Origin of the sequence: Gordonia sp. LUNF6 (assembly GCF_047041125.1) — a bacterium.
In the GTDB taxonomy this organism is placed as follows: Bacteria; Actinomycetota; Actinomycetes; order Mycobacteriales; family Mycobacteriaceae; genus Gordonia; species Gordonia sihwensis.
This window is the reverse complement of the sequence record NZ_CP178181.1, coordinates 3,536,712-3,553,559: the sequence shown is the minus strand read 5'-3', so window position 1 is coordinate 3,553,559 and position 16,848 is coordinate 3,536,712. Positions and strand designations below refer to the sequence as shown.

General features: G+C 69.3%; 13 protein-coding genes. 8 read left to right on the top strand and 5 right to left on the bottom strand.

The annotated features are described in order from the left end of the window. Positions 1-35: 35 nt before the first annotated feature. Positions 36-1,193, bottom strand: a complete 1,158-nt coding sequence (locus tag ACK8HH_RS16555; protein ID WP_233500182.1) for an NADP-dependent malic enzyme — start codon at positions 1,191-1,193, stop codon at positions 36-38. A gap of 393 nt (positions 1,194-1,586) precedes the next feature. On the opposite strand from ACK8HH_RS16555, the gene ACK8HH_RS16550 reads away from it, so the two are divergent. Genes ACK8HH_RS16550 through ACK8HH_RS16540 form a run of 3 tightly spaced genes read left to right on the top strand, consistent with a single transcriptional unit; the run spans position 1,587 to position 4,384 of the window. Beyond that, positions 1,587-2,225: a GntR family transcriptional regulator gene (locus ACK8HH_RS16550; RefSeq protein ID WP_222111458.1), complete on the top strand. Its 639-nt coding sequence runs from the start codon at positions 1,587-1,589 to the stop codon at positions 2,223-2,225. Further along, positions 2,222-3,481: an MFS transporter gene (locus tag ACK8HH_RS16545; protein ID WP_278125244.1), complete on the top strand. Its 1,260-nt coding sequence runs from the start codon at positions 2,222-2,224 to the stop codon at positions 3,479-3,481. Before ACK8HH_RS16550 ends, ACK8HH_RS16545 begins: the two co-directional genes overlap by 4 nt. A 48-nt stretch (positions 3,482-3,529) precedes the next feature. Beyond that, entirely contained in the window at positions 3,530-4,384 is an 855-nt protein-coding gene (locus ACK8HH_RS16540; RefSeq protein WP_411815645.1) for a hypothetical protein, read from the top strand. Here the strand turns inward: ACK8HH_RS16540 and galE are convergent. Further along, positions 4,369-5,388, bottom strand: a complete 1,020-nt coding sequence (gene galE, locus ACK8HH_RS16535) for a UDP-glucose 4-epimerase GalE (RefSeq protein ID WP_278125241.1) — start codon at positions 5,386-5,388, stop codon at positions 4,369-4,371. The genes ACK8HH_RS16540 and galE overlap by 16 nt on opposite strands. A 17-nt stretch (positions 5,389-5,405) precedes the next feature. Further along, complete coding sequence (gene rfbB, locus ACK8HH_RS16530; RefSeq protein WP_278127464.1) at positions 5,406-6,410, bottom strand: dTDP-glucose 4,6-dehydratase; 1,005 nt, start codon at positions 6,408-6,410, stop codon at positions 5,406-5,408. Positions 6,411-6,490: 80 nt separating this feature from the next. On the opposite strand from rfbB, the gene rfbA reads away from it, so the two are divergent. Both rfbA and ACK8HH_RS16520 read left to right on the top strand, forming a co-directional pair. Then, a complete protein-coding gene (gene rfbA / locus ACK8HH_RS16525; protein WP_006897975.1) occupies positions 6,491-7,366 on the top strand; it encodes a glucose-1-phosphate thymidylyltransferase RfbA in 876 nt (291 codons plus the stop codon). A gap of 2 nt (positions 7,367-7,368) precedes the next feature. Next, entirely contained in the window at positions 7,369-7,977 is a 609-nt protein-coding gene (locus tag ACK8HH_RS16520; protein WP_346076779.1) for a dTDP-4-dehydrorhamnose 3,5-epimerase family protein, read from the top strand. Between the two features lie 73 nt (positions 7,978-8,050). Here the strand turns inward: ACK8HH_RS16520 and ACK8HH_RS16515 are convergent, their stop codons facing one another. Further along, positions 8,051-9,409 carry a M1 family metallopeptidase gene (locus ACK8HH_RS16515; RefSeq protein WP_412475362.1) on the bottom strand — a complete coding sequence of 453 codons (1,359 nt, stop codon included), beginning with the start codon at positions 9,407-9,409 and terminating at the stop codon, positions 8,051-8,053. Between the two features lie 75 nt (positions 9,410-9,484). Beyond that, positions 9,485-13,363: a Pls/PosA family non-ribosomal peptide synthetase gene (locus tag ACK8HH_RS16510; protein WP_412475361.1), complete on the bottom strand. Its 3,879-nt coding sequence runs from the start codon at positions 13,361-13,363 to the stop codon at positions 9,485-9,487. 234 nt (positions 13,364-13,597) lie between these two features. On the opposite strand from ACK8HH_RS16510, the gene fgd reads away from it, so the two are divergent. The 3 genes from fgd to ACK8HH_RS16495 all read left to right on the top strand — a co-directional run bounded on the left by fgd (position 13,598) and on the right by ACK8HH_RS16495 (position 16,848). Then, entirely contained in the window at positions 13,598-14,611 is a 1,014-nt protein-coding gene (fgd, locus tag ACK8HH_RS16505) for a glucose-6-phosphate dehydrogenase (coenzyme-F420) (protein ID WP_006897979.1), read from the top strand. A 216-nt stretch (positions 14,612-14,827) separates the two neighbouring features. Next, the gene (locus ACK8HH_RS16500; protein ID WP_006897980.1) at positions 14,828-16,105 is read left to right on the top strand and encodes a metal-dependent hydrolase family protein; all 1,278 of its coding nucleotides are present in this window, start codon (positions 14,828-14,830) and stop codon (positions 16,103-16,105) included. An 8-nt stretch (positions 16,106-16,113) separates the two neighbouring features. After that, positions 16,114-16,848 carry an ATP-binding cassette domain-containing protein gene (locus ACK8HH_RS16495; protein WP_006897981.1) on the top strand — a complete coding sequence of 245 codons (735 nt, stop codon included), beginning with the start codon at positions 16,114-16,116 and terminating at the stop codon, positions 16,846-16,848.

Sequence of the window (16,848 nt, the reverse complement as noted above, 5' to 3'; positions counted from 1 at the left end):
GCCGGTGCGGCGACGGCCTCGGCCAGTGGATTTCGCTATCCGGCGACGCCCTCGGCGCGGGCCGCGGCGGCGACGGCCGCGGCCACAGCGGGGGCCACCCGCTCGTCGAGTGGGCTGGGCACGATGCGGTCAGCGGCCAGATCGTCGCCCACCACCGAGAGGATCGCCTCGGCGGCGGCGATCTTCATGCCCTCGGTGATACGGCGGGCGCCGGCGTCCAGCGCTCCGGCGAAGACGCCGGGGAAGGCGAGGACGTTGTTGATCTGATTCGGGAAGTCGCTGCGTCCGGTCGCGACGATCGCCGCGTACTTGGCGGCCACGTCTGGATGGATCTCCGGGTCGGGATTCGACATCGCGAAGACGATCGCGTCGTCGGCCATCGAGGCGATGAGCTTCTCGTCGACGGTCCCCGCGGAGACGCCGAGGAAGACGTCGGCGCCGTCGAGGGCTTCGGCGACACCGCCGGTGAGCCCGCGCGGATTGCTCCAGGCGGCGACCTCGTTCTTGTACTCGACCATGTCGGTGCGGTCGGTGCCGACGATGCCCTTGGAGTCGAGCACCACGATGTCGTCCACGCCCGCGGCTTTGAGGATCTTGGCGCACGCCACCCCGGCCGCGCCGGCGCCCGAGACGACCACCTTGAGTCCGGCGAGCTCACGGCCCAGGAATCGGACCGCGCCCTTGAGGGCTGCGAGGACGACGATCGCCGTGCCGTGCTGGTCGTCGTGCATCACCGGGCAGTCGAGCGCCTCGATGACGCGGCGCTCGATCTCGAAGCAGCGCGGCGCCGAGATGTCCTCGAGGTTCACCGCGCCGAAGCTGGGCCGCAGCCGGACGAGCGTCTCGACGATCTCGTCGGGGTCGGTGGTGTCGAGCACCAGGGGGATGGAGTTCAGGCCCGCGAAGGTGCGGAACAGGGCGGCCTTGCCCTCCATGACCGGCAGCGAGGCGCGCGGGCCGATGTCGCCCAGCCCCAGGACGGCGGTGCCGTCCGACACCACCGCCACCAACCGGTCGGTCCAGGTGTAGTCGTTGACGAGTTCGGGTTCCCGGTGGATCGCGCGCGATACCTGCGCCACGCCGGGTGTGTAGGCGATCGAGAGATCGCGCTGGGTGGCGATGGGGGCGCTCAGTTCGACGGACAGTTTGCCGCCGCGGTGCGCGTCGAAGATCTCGTCGTCGGTGATGGGCATGTCGGTGGTCTCCGGCTCGCTCGGTGCAGCGATCGTCTCGTCTGCCGTACTGGTCACTGTGTCTCCTCGATGCGGACGCCGTTGTCCGTTGTCAGATCTGCTCCGCGGATGCTGCCGACACGCGCAGAGGTGAAGGGCGCCGCGGAGTGTGTGCAGCGTATTCGTCTCGGCGGCACGGTGGCGCCGAACGGTCGCGTCGTCGCGCAAGTCACATCGCGGGGAGGGTCGCTCGGCCGTCGACGGTGGCGGTGACGCCCGCGTCGAAGAGGATGGAGCCGACGCGGCACGGATGAGATTGTGCCATCGGCGCGCACGAGAAGTGCACGCGCCTGCGGGGTCGCCTCCCCGATGCGGCCGTCGAGGCCGCCGAGCGCTAACATACAACTTGTGTCTATGACGTATTCATCCGCGGACCGCGTGTACGACGAGGTCAAGGAATTGATCCTGACCTGCGACCTTCCCGGCGGGGAGATGATCAGCGAGGGCGAGATCGCCACTCGGTTCGACGTGAGTCGCACACCGGTCCGCGAGGCCTTCCTACGGCTGGCCGCCGAGGGCTGGATGCGTCTGTACCCGAAGCGCGGCGCGCTCATCGTCCCGATCGGCGAAGGCGAGGCCCGGGACGTCCTCGACGCCCGTGTGCTGCTCGAGACTCACGCGATGGAGTCAGTGTCGGGCGACACCGTGGCCATCGCCGCACTGGTCGGCCGACTGGAGGACAACCTCTCGCGGCACCGGCTGGTGGATCCGGCCGACGCGTCGGAGTTCGCGCGGCTCGACGCCGAGTTCCACCAGCTGATCGTCGCCGCCGGGCGCAACGGGCTGTTGGCCGACTTCTACGTCTCGCTGGGCGAACGGCACCGTCGGATGACGGCCGAGCGACTGCGTCACGACCCCGGAATCACCGAACGCATCGTGGCCGATCACGCCGACCTCGCGCAGGTGGTCGGAGCGGCCGACGCCGCCCGTTTCGCGTCGCTGCTGACCGCACACCTCACCGGTGTCCACGGCACGGACGGAAGCGCGGCATGAGCGCGGCCGAACGCGCACGCGGCGCGGTCGCCGGGTGGCCCGCGGTCTCGCTGGCGGTCTTCACCGCGGCATGGGGCGGCAATGAGTTCACACCGCTGCTGGTCATGTACCGGACCGCATCGCAGATGTCGGCGGTGGTGGTGGACGCCCTGCTGTTCCTGTACGTGTTGGGCATCGTCCCGGCACTGCTGGTCGGCGGACCGCTGTCGGATCGGCTCGGCCGCCGCGCGCTGATGCTGCCGTCGCCGGTGATCGCGGCGGCCGGGTCCGTCCTCCTGGCGCTCGGCGAGCACTCGGTTCCGCTGTTGGCCGCCGGCCGCGTGCTGAGCGGCGTGGCGCTGGGTCTGGCGATGGCGGTCGGCGGAACGTGGATCAAGGAACTGTCGGACCGGGCGGGCGATCCGCCGTCGGCCGGTGCCCGACGCGCCGCGTTGAGCCTGACCGCGGGCTTCGGGATCGGTGCCGGCCTGGCGGCCGTGCTCGCGCAGTGGGCTCCGCTGCCGGGACAGCTGTCGTACCTGGTCAACGTCGCACTCGCGGTGGCCTCGCTCGGTCTGATCCTGCGGACGCCGGAGACCCGGCCGCGTGCCTCGGACGGTCGGCTGCGGGACGCGATGCGCATTCCCTCGGCGATGAAGCCGCGGTTCTGGCTGCTCGTGGCGCCGGTGGCGCCGTGGGTCTTCGGCGCCTGCGCGATGGCTTATGCGGTGATTCCCGCGATGATGGCCGAACACACGCCCGGCACCGCGATCGCGTTCGCCGGTCTCTGCTGCGTCGCGGGACTCACGGCGGGCTTCTTCATCCAGACCCTCGGCAAGCGGATCGACCGCCCGGGGTCGGTGCGCACCCTGCTCGTGGCACTGGGTCTGGTGGCGGTGGGGATGGCGCTGGCGATCGTCGTCGTGCTGCACCCGTCGATCGTGCTCGCGGTGGTGACCGCCATAGTCCTGGGCTGCGGCTACGGCATGGCGCTCATCTCGTGCCTCATGGAGGTCCAGCGTCTCGCCGGACCCGACGATCTCGCCGGGCTCACCGCCGTCTTCTACACCCTGACTTATCTCGGATTCGCCTCGCCGGCTGTGATGGCCTGGGTCGTCGAGCGTTTCCCGTCGATCAGCTATCCCGAGATGTTCGGAGCGGGAATCGCGATGACCGCACTCGGGGCCGCGGTGGTCTCCCTCGCGAACCGCACGCGAGCGGCCGGTCCGCAGACCGTGGAGCCGGCCGAGCAGACCGTGGACCTCGAACGCGTCTGAAGCGGCTCCCGTACCCGCCCCGGGAGAGGGGGTGACATGATTTCGCGCATGGTTCCGACCAAGATCACCGGACCGCTGAACGCGGTGCTCGCGCGTCTGCCGGAGAGCGCCGCAGATCACCTCGTCCTCGGGTACCGGATGGTCCGCGCGATAGCGGTCAGCAATGTCAGCGACCGTGCGATGACCCTCGCGGCGCAGGCGTTCACCTCCATCCTCCCGGTGCTGTTGCTGCTGACCACGATTCCCGGAGACGGCGTCCTGGACCGAACGATCATGATGTTCAGCCTCGACGGACTCGTCCTGGGACACCCGGATTCGCCGGGGTCGTACGCGTCGTTCGGCATCGCGGGCGCCTTCATGACCATCGTGTCCGCGACTTCGCTCGCCCGCGCCCTCGACCGCATGTACGTCGGCGTCTGGGGTGTGCGGTCCACCGGGCTGCGCGGCTGGTGGCGGTGGCTCACCGTGGTCGCGGTACTCGCCCTCGCGACCACGGCGCAGGCGGTCGTCGTGCTCGACTACAACGAGGACGGCGGACGCATGGTGTTCGCGCTGATCTGGACCTTCGTCATCTGGATGCTGGCGTGGACCGCGGTCCCGCGGATTCTGACGGTGCGACAGCTGGCCGCACCCGACCTGTGGAGCATCGGCGCCCTGGCCGGCGCCGGACTGACGGTCTTCATGGCGATCACGCAGATCGGCTACGCGCAGGTCTTCCACTCCGCGCGCGCCTCGTTCGGATCGCTGGGCATGGTCTTCGCGGCCATCGGCTGGCTGTTCGTGTTCACCGCGATCGTCGTCGTCGCGACAGTTCTGGCACAGGTGATCCGCACGCCGAACGACTCGGACGACGCCTTGGTCGAGGAACCGGTGGAGCTGCGCTCCGACTACGCGTCCGGATAACCGTTCGGATTCTGCGACTGCCAGCGCCAGACGTCGGCGCACATGTCGTCGATGCCGCGGCCGGCGTGCCAGCCGAGTTCCCGATTCGCTTTCGACGGATCGGCCCAGTTCGCCGCCAGATCGCCCGGCCGGCGTGCGACCACCTCGTACGGAATCGTCCGGCCGCTGGCGCGCTCGAAGGCCGCGACCAACTGCAGCACCGACACCGGCTCACCGCTGCCCAGGTTCCACACCGACAGCGCGTCGGCGGTCTCACCGAGCCGGTCGAGTGCGGCGATGTGGCCGGCGGCCAGGTCCTCGACGTGGATGTAGTCGCGGACGCCGGTGCCGTCGACGGTGTCATAGTCGTCGCCGAACACCGACAGCTTCTCCCTGCGTCCGACAGCCACCTGTGCGACGAAGGGCATCAGATTGTTCGGCAGCCCGTTCGGATCCTCACCGATGCGGCCGCTGGCGTGCGCGCCGACCGGATTGAAGTAGCGCAGCAGGGCGATCCGCCAGGAGTCGTCGGCGAGGGCGAGATCGCGCAGCACCTGCTCGATCATCACCTTGGTCCAGCCGTACGGATTGTTCGCCGACGTCGGCATGTCCTCGGTGCGCTGGAGCACCGGGTTCTCGCCGTACACCGTGGCGGAGGAGGAGAAGACGAACTTCCGCACGCCGCGGGCGTCCATCGCGCGGAGCACGCTGAACGCGGTGTCGAGGTTGTTCCGGTAGTACTTCAGCGGCTCGGAGACCGATTCCCCGACCGCCTTGAATCCCGCGAAATGGATGACGGCGTCGATGTCCTCGGCGGCGAAGATCGCGGCGGTGGCCGCCTCGTCGGTCAGGTCCACGCGGTGCACCTTGATCGACTGTCCGCTCAGTTCCTCGAGCCGGTCGATCACCGCGGGCTTGGCGTTGCTGAAATCATCGGCGATCAGGACGTCGTGCCCCGCCGCCAGCAGTTGCAGGACGGTGTGCGAACCGATGTAACCGGCGCCGCCGGTGACGAGTACGCGCATGAGTGTCGGGTCTCCGATCAATCGAGGATCTGCTGAGTTCGGGCGTAGGCGGCTTCCACGCCCTCCTTGTGCGGCGCCCACCAGTCGCGGTTCTCGCGGTACCACGCGATCGTCGCGGCGAGGCCGGAGGCGAAATCGGTGTACGCCGGCCGCCACCCGAGTTCGGTGCGGAGGCGGTGGGAGTCGATCGCGTACCGGCGGTCGTGGCCGGCGCGGTCGGTGACGAAGTCGAAGGCGTCGGCGGGCTGTCCGAGCGCGGTCAGAATCGCCTCGACCACCGTGCGGTTGTCGACCTCGCCGTCGGCGCCGATCAGATAGGTCTCACCGATCCGACCGCGGTCGACGACGGCCCAGACGGCGTCGTTGTGGTCGTCGACGTGGATCCAGTCGCGGACGTTGCGCCCGTCGCCGTAGAGCTTGGGCCGCACCCCGGTCAGCACGTTCGTGATCTGACGCGGAATGAACTTCTCGATGTGCTGATACGGCCCGTAGTTGTTCGAGCAGTTCGAGATGGTGGCGGCGATGCCGAACGACCGGACCCACGCGCGGACCAGCATGTCGCTGCCGGCCTTCGTGGAGCTGTACGGGCTCGACGGGTTGTAGGCCGTCTCCTCGGTGAAACGCGACGGATCGTCGAGGTCGAGGTCGCCGTAGACCTCGTCGGTGCTGATGTGGTGGAGGCGCACGCCATGCCTACGGACTGCTTCGAGCAGCGTGTACGTGCCTACGAGATTGGTCTGGACGAATGCCGACGGGTCGGCGAGCGAATTGTCGTTGTGCGATTCGGCCGCGAAGTTCACCACGAGATCCGATTCGGCGACGAGCGGATCGACGGCCGCGGCGTCGGCGATGTCGCCGCGGACCACCCGGATCCGGTCGGCCACCGGTTGCAGCGTCGACGGGTTCGCGGCGTAGGTGAACTTGTCGAGAACGGTCAGCTGGGCGTCGGGCCGGGTGGCCAGTGTCCGCAGCACGAAGTTGGCTCCGATGAAACCGGCTCCGCCGGTCACCAGCACTCGCATACGGGTTCCCCCGGATCCGGGCATCGCTGCCCCGTGGCTTCGAAATCTGTCGCGGCCAACTGTACCGATAGGCTGATCGCATGCGCGGAATCATCCTCGCCGGCGGCACCGGGAGCAGGCTTCACCCGATCACGCTGGGTGTGAGCAAACAGCTGGTCCCGGTGTACGACAAGCCGATGATCTACTACCCGCTCTCGACGCTGATGCTCGCCGGGATCCGGGACATCCTGGTCATCACCACGCCCGGCGACCGCGCCGCCTTCGAACATCTCCTCGGCGACGGCGAGCGGTTCGGCGTCTCGATCAGCTACACCGTTCAGCCCGAACCGGAGGGCCTCGCGCAGGCCTTCCTGCTCGGTGCCGATCACATCGGCGACGATTCCGTCGCGCTGGTCCTCGGCGACAACATCTTCTACGGTCCGGGGCTGGGTTCGCAGCTCAAGGGATTCGACGGGCTCGAGGGCGGTGCGATCTTCGCCTACCGGGTCGCCGATCCCAGCGCGTACGGTGTCGTCGAGTTCGACTCGGCGGGGAACGCGGTGTCGTTGGAGGAGAAGCCCGCGAGGCCGAAGTCGCGCTACGCGGTGCCGGGGCTGTACTTCTACGATAACGACGTGGTCGACATCGCCGCCGGCCTACGGCCCTCCGCGCGCGGCGAATACGAGATCACCGACGTCAACGCGGAGTACCTGCGGCGCGGAAAGCTCCGGGTCACGGTGCTGCCGCGCGGCACGGCCTGGCTCGACACCGGCACCTTCGACGGTCTGCTCGACGCCGGGAACTTCGTCCGGACGGTGGAGCAGCGGCAGGGGCTCAAGATCGCGGTGCCCGAAGAGATCGCTTGGCGGCTGGGATACCTCGACGACGAGCGGCTCCGCGCGACCGCCGTGCCCCTTGTGAAATCCGGTTACGGAAGTTATCTGCTCGACCTGCTCGAGCGCGGACGGGAGTTGTGAGCGTGGATGTACGACCGCTGAGCATCGACGGCGCGTGGGCCTTCACCCCCGTGCTTCACGGCGACGATCGCGGAGTGTTCCTGGAAGCCTTCAAAGCCGACGTGGTCGCCGAGACCATCGGCCGACCGTTCCAGCTCGCCCAGGTCAACACCTCGGTGTCGGCGGCGGGCGTGGTCCGGGGCATCCACTTCTCCGATGTGCCGCCGAGTCAGGCCAAGTACGTGACCTGCTCTGCGGGGGCGGTGCTCGACGTGGTCGTCGACATCCGCGTCGGCTCGCCGACCTTCGGCCGCTGGGACGCGGTGCTGCTCGACGACAACGACCGCCGCGCCGTCTACCTGTCGGAGGGATTGGGCCACGCCTTCTGCTCCCTGCAGGACGGATCGGTCGTCACGTATCTGTGCTCCACCGGATATCGGCCGGGCAGCGAGCACGGCATCGACCCGATGGACCCCGAACTCGGCATCGAATGGCCGAAGATCGCGCGCGACGGCTCTCCGCTGGAGTACGTGCTGTCGAAGAAGGACTCCGCCGCGCCGGGCCTGTCGCAGGCTCGGGAGTCGGGATTGCTGCCGAGTCTCGATGACGTGCGCGAGTTCCTGACGGACTGAGCTCGAGTCAGGAAATTTTGGCTCCCGGAAGGGTCTGAGAGACCGTTCCGGGAGCCAAAATTTTCGGCGGAGGTCAGCCCAGGGACGGGAATGGCGGGAGCGCGGGGGTGAAGAGCCAGTCCTGCCAGATGTCGTTCAGCGACGATGTGGAGAAAGTGGAGGCGAGCGCGATGAAGTCCTCGGTGGTCACGCAGCCGTAGGCGTACTTCTCCGTCCACCGGCGGAGGAGAGCGAAGAACTCGCCGTCGCCGATCCGCAGACGCAGCGCGTGCAAGGTCATCGCGCCGCGCTTGTAGACCCAGTCCTCGAACATCTCCTCGGCGCCGGGGTCGGCGAGCGGGACGCGGACCGGCGCGGCGGCGAGCTTGGCGTAGTAGTGCCGTGCCCACTCGTCGGCCGACCTGCCGCCGGAGTGCTGGCTCCACAGCCACTCGGCGTAGCAGGCGAAGCCCTCGTGCAGCCAGATGTCGCGCCAGCGCGCGACCGTCACCGAGTTGCCGAACCACTGATGCGCGAGCTCGTGCGCGACGAGGCGCTCGTGTTCCCGAGTGCCGTCGCAGTGGTTGGCGCCGAAGGTGGAGAAGCCCTGAGATTCGAGGGGGATGTCGAGGTCGTCCTCGGTGACGACGGCAGTGTATTCGCGGAACGGATACGGGCCGAACATCTCGATGAAGGCGCGCATCATCTGCGGCTGCCTGGCGAAGCTCACGTCGAACCGAGCGCGGAGCGTGGGCGGGACCAGCGCATGCACCGGCACCGGTTCCTCCGCCATCGTCCGGTGTTCGTACTGTCCGATCTGAATAGCGGCCAGGTAGGTCGCCATCGGCTCCACCTGTTCGTACACCCAGGTGGTCTGCGCGGCGCGGCGGCGTTTGGACGCGAGCCGGCCGTTCGCGAGTGCAAAGTACGGGCTGTCGGTGGTGATCTCGATGCGGAACGGCGCCTTGGCCTCGGGATGGTCGTCGCAGGGGAACCACGACGGCGCGCCGTTCGGCTGATTGGCGCACAGCGAGCCGTTGTCGAGTTCCTCCCATCCGACGTCGCCGAAGGGACCCCGTATCGGCCGGGGACTGCCGCGGTAGCGCACCTCCACCGTCAGCGCACCGCCCGGCGGCACCGGCGCCGGCGGCGTGATCGACAGCTTGCCGAGCCGGTGGGAGAAGCGTGCGCGCCGGTCGTTGACCGTCACGCGGTCCACGCGCATGCCCGTCGCGAGGTCGAGGCTGAAACGGCTCAGCTGCTGGTACGACGACGCGGTGATGACCGCGGTCCCGGACAGCCTGTTGCTGCTGACCCGGTACTCGAGGTGCAGATCGTAGCGGGAGACGCGGTACCCGAGGTTGCCGTTGCGGGGAAGGTACGGATCCAACTCATGGGAAGCCGCACTGAGTTTGGGGGTGTGCCACGCGGACTTCTCGATCTTGCCTGGCACAGACAGCCTTCCCGTTGGTCGATTGGCGCGGCAGTTCGAGCCTACCGCTGAACCTGCGACGCCGCGTGACGACGGTCAGCGCGGCCACGGCGTGATCGGATTGCCCTGCCAGCGCGTGTGCGCCGGAACCACGTCGCCGCGCATCACGAGCGACGCGGGCCCGACCGTCGCCGACGTCTCGATGCCGGAGGCCGGCAGCGCCACGCAATGCGGGCCGAGTGTGGCACCCGCCGCGAGGGTCACCGAGTCGATCGCCATCACGCGGTCGTGGAACAGATGCGTCTGCACCACGCAGCCGCGCTGGACTGTCGCGCCGTCGCCGAGCGTCACCAGGTCGGCTTCGGGCAGCCAGTACGACTCGCACCACACGCCGCGGCCGATGCGCGCGCCCAGCGCCCGCAGCCACAGGTTGAGCACCGGGGTGCCGGCCGCGGCGTTGGCGAACCAGGGGGCGGCGACCGTCTCGACGAAGGCGTCGGAGAGTTCGTTGCGCCAGACGAACGAACTCCACAGCGGATGCTCCGATGCGCGGATGCGCCCCACGACCGTCCATTTGGCGATCGCCGCGATCACGCCCGCGACCGCTCCCGCCGCCAGCAGGGTCAGCCCGCTGCATGCGGCGGCCACCAGCACGTTCGTCGTCACGGCCAGCGACTGCAGCGCGAACAGCACCCCCACCCCGATACCGAACGAGACCATCACCGCGATGATCCGCAGAGTCTCGACCACCCCGCGCGCCGCGCGGAGCCGGGTGGGCGGGGCGAAGGTCCGTGACGTGTCGGACTCCGACGCCGTCCGCCGCAACCGCACCGGCGGGCTGCCGAGCCAACTCGACCCGCTCTTGGACTTCGTCGGCGCGGACGACAGCACCGCCACCAGCGAATTCTTCGGCAGCTTGCGCGAGGGCGCCACCATGCCGGAGTTGCCGAGGAAGGCCCGCTTGCCGACCTTGGCCTCGCCGACGCGCATCCAGCCGCCCCCGAGTTCGTACGACGCCATCAGCGTGTCGTCGGCGAGGAACGAGTCGTCGCCGACACTGGTGAACTTCGGGATCACCAGCGCGGTGGAGATCTCCGTCCCCCGGCCGATCCGGGCGCCAAGGGCGCGGAACCACCAGGGGGTGAGCAGGCTCGCGTGCAGCGGGAACAGGTAGGTGCGCGCCGAGTCCATGAGCCGTTCGGTGGCCCACACCTGCCACCCGATGCGCGACCGGACGGGGTACACCCCGGCGCGCATGCCGATCGACAGCAGCCGCACCGCCACCAGGATGAGCAGTGCGAACGCGGCCATCGCGGCCACGGCGGCGACCGGCGCCATCGCCAGGCCGCGTGCCGCGGCGGCGCCCATCGAGTCCGCGGGCAGCGCCCAGGAGCCGATCACTGTGAGCCCGACGGCCAGCGACACCAGCGGTATCCCGGAGATGAGGAAGGCGCTGCACGCATATACCGGCACCCACCGGCGACGCCGCGGGGGCCGGTGCTCGGGCCAGTCGGCTTTCGCTTTGCCGACTTTGGCGGCCGGCGAGCCCGCCCACCGCTGTCGCGACTTCACCTTCCCGCGCACCGCCGATCCCGGGTCGACGATCGCGTCGCGTCCCACGGTGGCGCCCGGGAACAGCGTCGAGCGCGATCCGACGGTGGCGCCGGGCTTGATCGCGATCTCGCCGATCACGAGCTCGTCTCCGTCGATCCACCAGCCCGCGAGGTCGACCTCCGGCTCCACGGCGGCGCCGTCGCCGATCTCCAGCAGCCCGGTGACCGGCGGCAGCGAGTGCAGGTCGACGCCGCGGCCGATGCTCGCACCGAGCGCCCGTGCCAGCGTCGGGAGCCACGGGGCTCCCGAGAGATTGTGGGCGCCGCTGGCCTGCATCAAGCGTTCGGCGGCCCACAGGCGCACGTGGACGGATCCGCCGCGCGGATACGTGCCGGGACCGACCCCCGCGAGCAGGGCGCGAGCTCCGGCGGCGGCGATCACCAACCGGCCGAAGGGGGTCACGAACACCAGGAACGCGACGATCAGCAGCCACCAGTTCACCGACGCCAGCCACGGCGCGGAGTAGCCGAGGGCGTCGGCGGCGGCGCGACCGACGTTGTTCGCGACGCCCAGCCAGGTGATCCACTGGATGCCGGTGAGCGTGGCGAGTGGGATGGATGCGGCCGCCTGCGCGAATCCGGTGGACCGCGGCACCGGCGTCACCGACCGCGGTGCGACGGTGGCCCCGGGTGCCAGGGAGTCGAGGAGCTCGGCCAGCGAGCCGAGCCGGGGGTGGTCGTAGAGGTCGGCGACGGTGATCTCGGGGTAACGGGCGCGCAGTGCCGTCACCAGTTGAGCCGCGGAGAGCGATCCGCCGCCCTCGGCGAAGAAGTCGGCTTCGGCCGAGGCGACACCGACGCCCAGCACCGCCGTCCACTGTTCGGCGAGCCACGCCTCGGTGGGTGTGAGATCGCCGCCCCCGTCCGAGGAGTCCGTGCCCGGCACCGGCCAGGGCAGCGCGTCGCGGTCGACCTTGCCCGAGGTGCGGGTGGGCAGCTCGTCCATGAGGACCAGCCGGGGCACCAGCGCGGCGGGCAGGTCCTCGCGCAGCAGCGCTTGCGCGGCCGCGACGTCGAAACTCGGGTCGGCCGACGCGAGATAGCCCACCAGCAGGGCGTTCCCGGTGGCTGTCTTGCGGACGGCGGCCGCCGCACCGCTGACCCCGGGGAGATTCTGGAGCGCGTTGTCGACTTCGCCGAGTTCGATGCGCCGACCGCCGATCTTGACCTGATCGTCCGCCCGGCCGACGAAGTCGAGACCGTCGTCGCACATCCGCACCAGGTCGCCGCTGCGATAGGCGCGATCCCAGCCGAGCGAGGGCATCGGCGAATACTTCTCCGCGTCCTTGACCGGGTCGAGGTAGCGGGCCAGCCCCACGCCGCCGATCACGAGTTCGCCAGTCTGCCCCGGCTCCACCGGCTGTTGGTCGGCTCCCACCACCGCGAGGTCCCAGCCGCGCAGCGGCAGACCGATCCGCACCGGCCGTCCCCGGTGCATCTGCGCGGCGCAGGCCACCACGGTGGCCTCGGTGGGCCCGTAGGTGTTCCACAGTTCCCGGTCGTCCGTCGCGAGACGGTCGGCCAGTTCGGGAGGGCACGCCTCACCCCCGAAGATCAGCAGACGGACGGCTTCGAGGGCCTCGGCCGGCCACATCGCCGCCAGGGTGGGGACGGTCGAGACGACGTTGATGTCGCGCTTCACCAGCCACGGACCGAGGTCCATTCCGGAACGGACGAGCGCCCGCGGCGCGGGTACGAGGCAGGCGCCGTTGCGCCACGCCAGCCACATCTCCTCGCAGGACGCGTCGAAGGCGACCGAGAGGCCGGCGAGCACGCGGTCGCCGGGTCCGAGCGGTTCGTCCTGCAGGAACAGCTGGGCCTCCGCGTCGACGAACGCGGCGGCGTTGCGGTGGGTCACCGCCACGCCCTTCGGCTTCCCGGTGGAGCCGGAGGTGAAGATGATCCACGCGTCGTCGGCGGTGGTCGCCGGGGACGACAGGAGTGCGGGGTCGTGATCGGTGCGGGTCTCGCGGTCGGTGCGCCGATGGACGCCGTCGGCGTCGATGATCGCGTCGACGTCGGCCTCGCCGAAGACCAGTCGCGCGCGTTCGTCGGGGTCGTCGGCGTCCACCGGCACGTAGGCCGCGCCCGCGTACAGGGTCGCGAGAATCGCGATGTACAGATGGCGATCGCCCGAGGGCATCCGGATACCCACCCGGTGCCCGCGTCCGATGCCGATCGACGCGAGCCTGCGGGCCACTCGACGCACCAGGACGGCGAGTTCGGAGTACGAGACCATGCGGTCGCCGTCGTCGACGGCCGGCGCGTCCGGGTACCGCTCGGCGGTGGCGGCGAGGATCTCGCACAGGGTGCGCGGAGCCGGTGCCTGGGACGAGAGCAGGTACTCGGGCGGGATCGGCACGGGTGATGGACCTCCGGGAGGCGACGCGAACGAGCAACGGGCCACCACGGCACGTCGAGGTAATTGTGCAACAGGGCGAACGGTCGCGCTGGGCGGCACACTGCGGGTCCGAGCCGGTTTCGCCTGCTCGACGAGCTCACCGGAGCGGACCGTAAGCTGGATCACGTCGGGCCGGCGACGCTCGATCACCGGCACGTATCGATGCTTGTATCACCAGCGCTCAGGAGATGAAACATGGCGGCACCGCTCAAACTCGGACTGAAGGCGTCGGCGGAGCAGTTCGACCCGCGCGAACTGGTCGAGGTCGGCGTGATGGCGGAGGAGTTCGGTCTGGACTCGGTGACGGTCAGCGACCACTTCCAGCCGTGGCGGCACAACGGCGGACACGCCCCGTTCTCCCTCGCGTGGATGGCCGCGGTCGGCGAACGGACGCAGCGACTGCAGATGGGCACCTCGGTGCTCACCCCGACCTTCCGCTACAACCCCGCTGTGATCGCCCAGGCGTTCGCGACGATGGCGTGCCTGTACCCCGGCCGGGTGATGCTCGGCGTCGGCACCGGTGAGGCGCTGAACGAGTACGCCACCGGGTTCCAGGGCGACTGGCCGGAGTTCAAGGAGCGCTTCGCGCGCCTGAGGGAGTCGGTCCGCCTGATGCGCGAGCTGTGGACCGGCGAGAAGGTCGACTTCGACGGCGATTACTACCGCACCCAGGGCGCCTACATGTACGACATCCCCGCCGAGCCGGTGCCGGTGTACATCGCGGCGGGCGGTCCGGTGGTGGCCCGGTACGCCGGACGGGCCGGCGACGGTTTCATCTGCACCTCCGGCAAGGGTATGGAGCTGTACACCGAGAAGCTCATCCCGGCGGTGAAGGAGGGCGCCGCCAAGGCCGAGCGGGAGTTCACCGACATCGACCGGATGATCGAGATCAAGATCTCCTACGACCGCGACCCGGAGACGGCCCTCGAGAACACCCGCTTCTGGGCGCCGCTGTCACTGACCCCGGAGCAGAAGCACAGCGTGAACAGCTCGGTGGAGATGGAGCGGCTCGCCGGCGAACTCCCGATCGAACAGGTCGCCAAGCGGTGGATCGTCGCGTCGGATCCGGACGACGCGATCGCGCAGATCAAGCCCTATCTCGACGCCGGGCTCAACCATCTGGTCTTCCACAACCCCGGGCACGACCAGCGCCGGTTCCTCGAGTCGTTCACCGCCGACGTGGTGCCGAAGCTGCGCGCGCTGGCCTGACCGGCCGAGGCGTTCCGGGGCACAGACGCCGAACCGTGCCGTCTGTGTCCCGTTTCGTGCCACTGGTCCGATACTCCCGCTTGGTCGGACCTGTGGCGACGATGAATGTTTGCAGGTAGGAGGATTTTTCCGGGGCCGACGGTTCTCGTTGGAGGCCCGATTTGAGAAAGTGCATTGCCTCCCGCGGGGCAAGGCTCTCGGATAGCGTTCCGAAATATGGGCAATGCGAAGGATTCTCGTAGAACTCTTATCAAGAATGCACGGGTGTTCGACGGTCTCGCCGACCGAGCCGCGGACGGAGTCGACGTCCTGATCGACGGACGCACGATCGCCGCGGTGTCCACCGATCCGATCGATGCGCAGTCGGCCGACGCCACGGTGATCGACGCGGGCGGCAAGTTCCTGATGCCCGGTCTGTCCGACGCGCACGTGCATCTGATGGGCAATGCGAACGGCTACCTGGACTTCGTGGCCGGGCCCACCGGCAGCCTGTACACGAACACCCTCGCCGAGGCGAGGCGCATGCTGCACCGAGGGTTCACCACCGTCCGCGACATGGGCGGCGACGTGGCGCCGATCAAGACCTCCATCGACCGCGGCGACTTCGAGGGCCCGCGGATCTTCCCCAGCCAGGCGATGATCTCGCAGACCTCCGGTCACGCCGACTTCGCGTTCGTCTATCAGACTCCGCAGGAGTTCGGGGGCGGCCCCTCGCGGACCGATGAGATCGGCTTCACGCGGGTGGCCGACGGCGTCGACCGGGTGCTGGCCGCGGTGCGCGAGCAACTCCGCAAAGGCGCGAGCCAGATCAAGCTCACCGTCGGAGGTGGCGCCGCGTCGATGTACGACCCGCTGTACACCCTGCAGTTCACGCCGGACGAGATCCGCGCCGCCGTCGCCGCGGCCGCCGATTACGGCACCTATGTGGCGACCCACGTCTACACCGTCGACGGAGTGCGCCGGGCGATCGAGGCCGGTGTGCGGTCCATCGAGCACGGTCACCTGGCGGATGAGGCGACCGTCGCGCTCATCGGGGAAAAGGGTTTGTGGCTGTCGATGCAGCCCTTCGCCGAGGCCGATCACCACTATCCGGACCCCGCGAGAGCAGCGAAGAACACACAGATCTGCGCGGGCACCGAAGCGGTGTACGGCTGGGCGCGCAAGCACGGTGTGCAGGTGGCCTTCGGCACCGATCTGCTGCTGGAGCCCGAAGCGGCGCCCCGGCAGAGCGTGATGGCCGCGCGGCTGGGCGACTACTACTCGAATGTCGAGGCGCTGAAGATGCTCACCTCCGGCAACGCCGCCCTGTTCGAGATGGCCGGTCCGCGCAATCCGTACGCGTCGGCCCGGCTCGGCGTGATCGCCGAGGGCGCGTGGGCCGACCTGCTGTTGATCGACGGCGATCCGATCGCCGACCTCTCGGTGATCGCACAGCCCGACGAGAAGTTCGTCCTGATCGTCAAAGACGGCGTCGTCGTCAAGAACGCGGTGTGAGGACGGACGTGACGATCCAGTACGAGACCGCGGCGTTCGACACCGATCCGCTGCTGCACGGCATCGACCTGGGGGTCGACGCGTCGTGGGGACACATCTACGGTCCCGTCGAAGTGACGGTGCCACGCGGCGGCGTCACCGTTCTGCAGGGGTCGGGCGGCCGCGGCCGGACGGCGTTGCTGCTGACGCTGTGCGGGCGGATGCGCCCGACGAAGGGAACGCTGACGGCCTTCGGCCGCACCGACGACGCCCACCATCTGTTCAATCACTCCGCGATGGCGTTCATCGACGAGGTCGACGGCATCGAGCAGACGATTCGCGTCCGGGACGTGCTCACCGAACAGCTGCGCTGGCACGCGCCCTGGTACCGCTGGGTGAAACAGGCGCGTGAAGACGACCTGGAACGGATCTGCCGTCCGGTGTTCGGGGACGATCTGCAACTGCCGCCGCTGATGTCGTACGTCGAGGAACTGCCCGAGCTGACCGCGGCGCTCTTCCGGATCGCGGTCGCGAACATCGGGAGGTCGGAGCTGCTCGTGGTGGGCGGGGTCGACAACCTGACGCGGGTGGAGAACTCGAACCTGTTGCTCGACCGGCTCGTCGCGCTCGGGCGCGAACAGACGGTGGTGACGGCCGACGTGAACGGCGCGCCGGCGCACCGGGGACTCGTCCGAGTGGAGCGAGTCGACAATCTGACGGACCGCGAATTCGTCCGGCTCGAGCCGGCAGATCGGAACATCTGA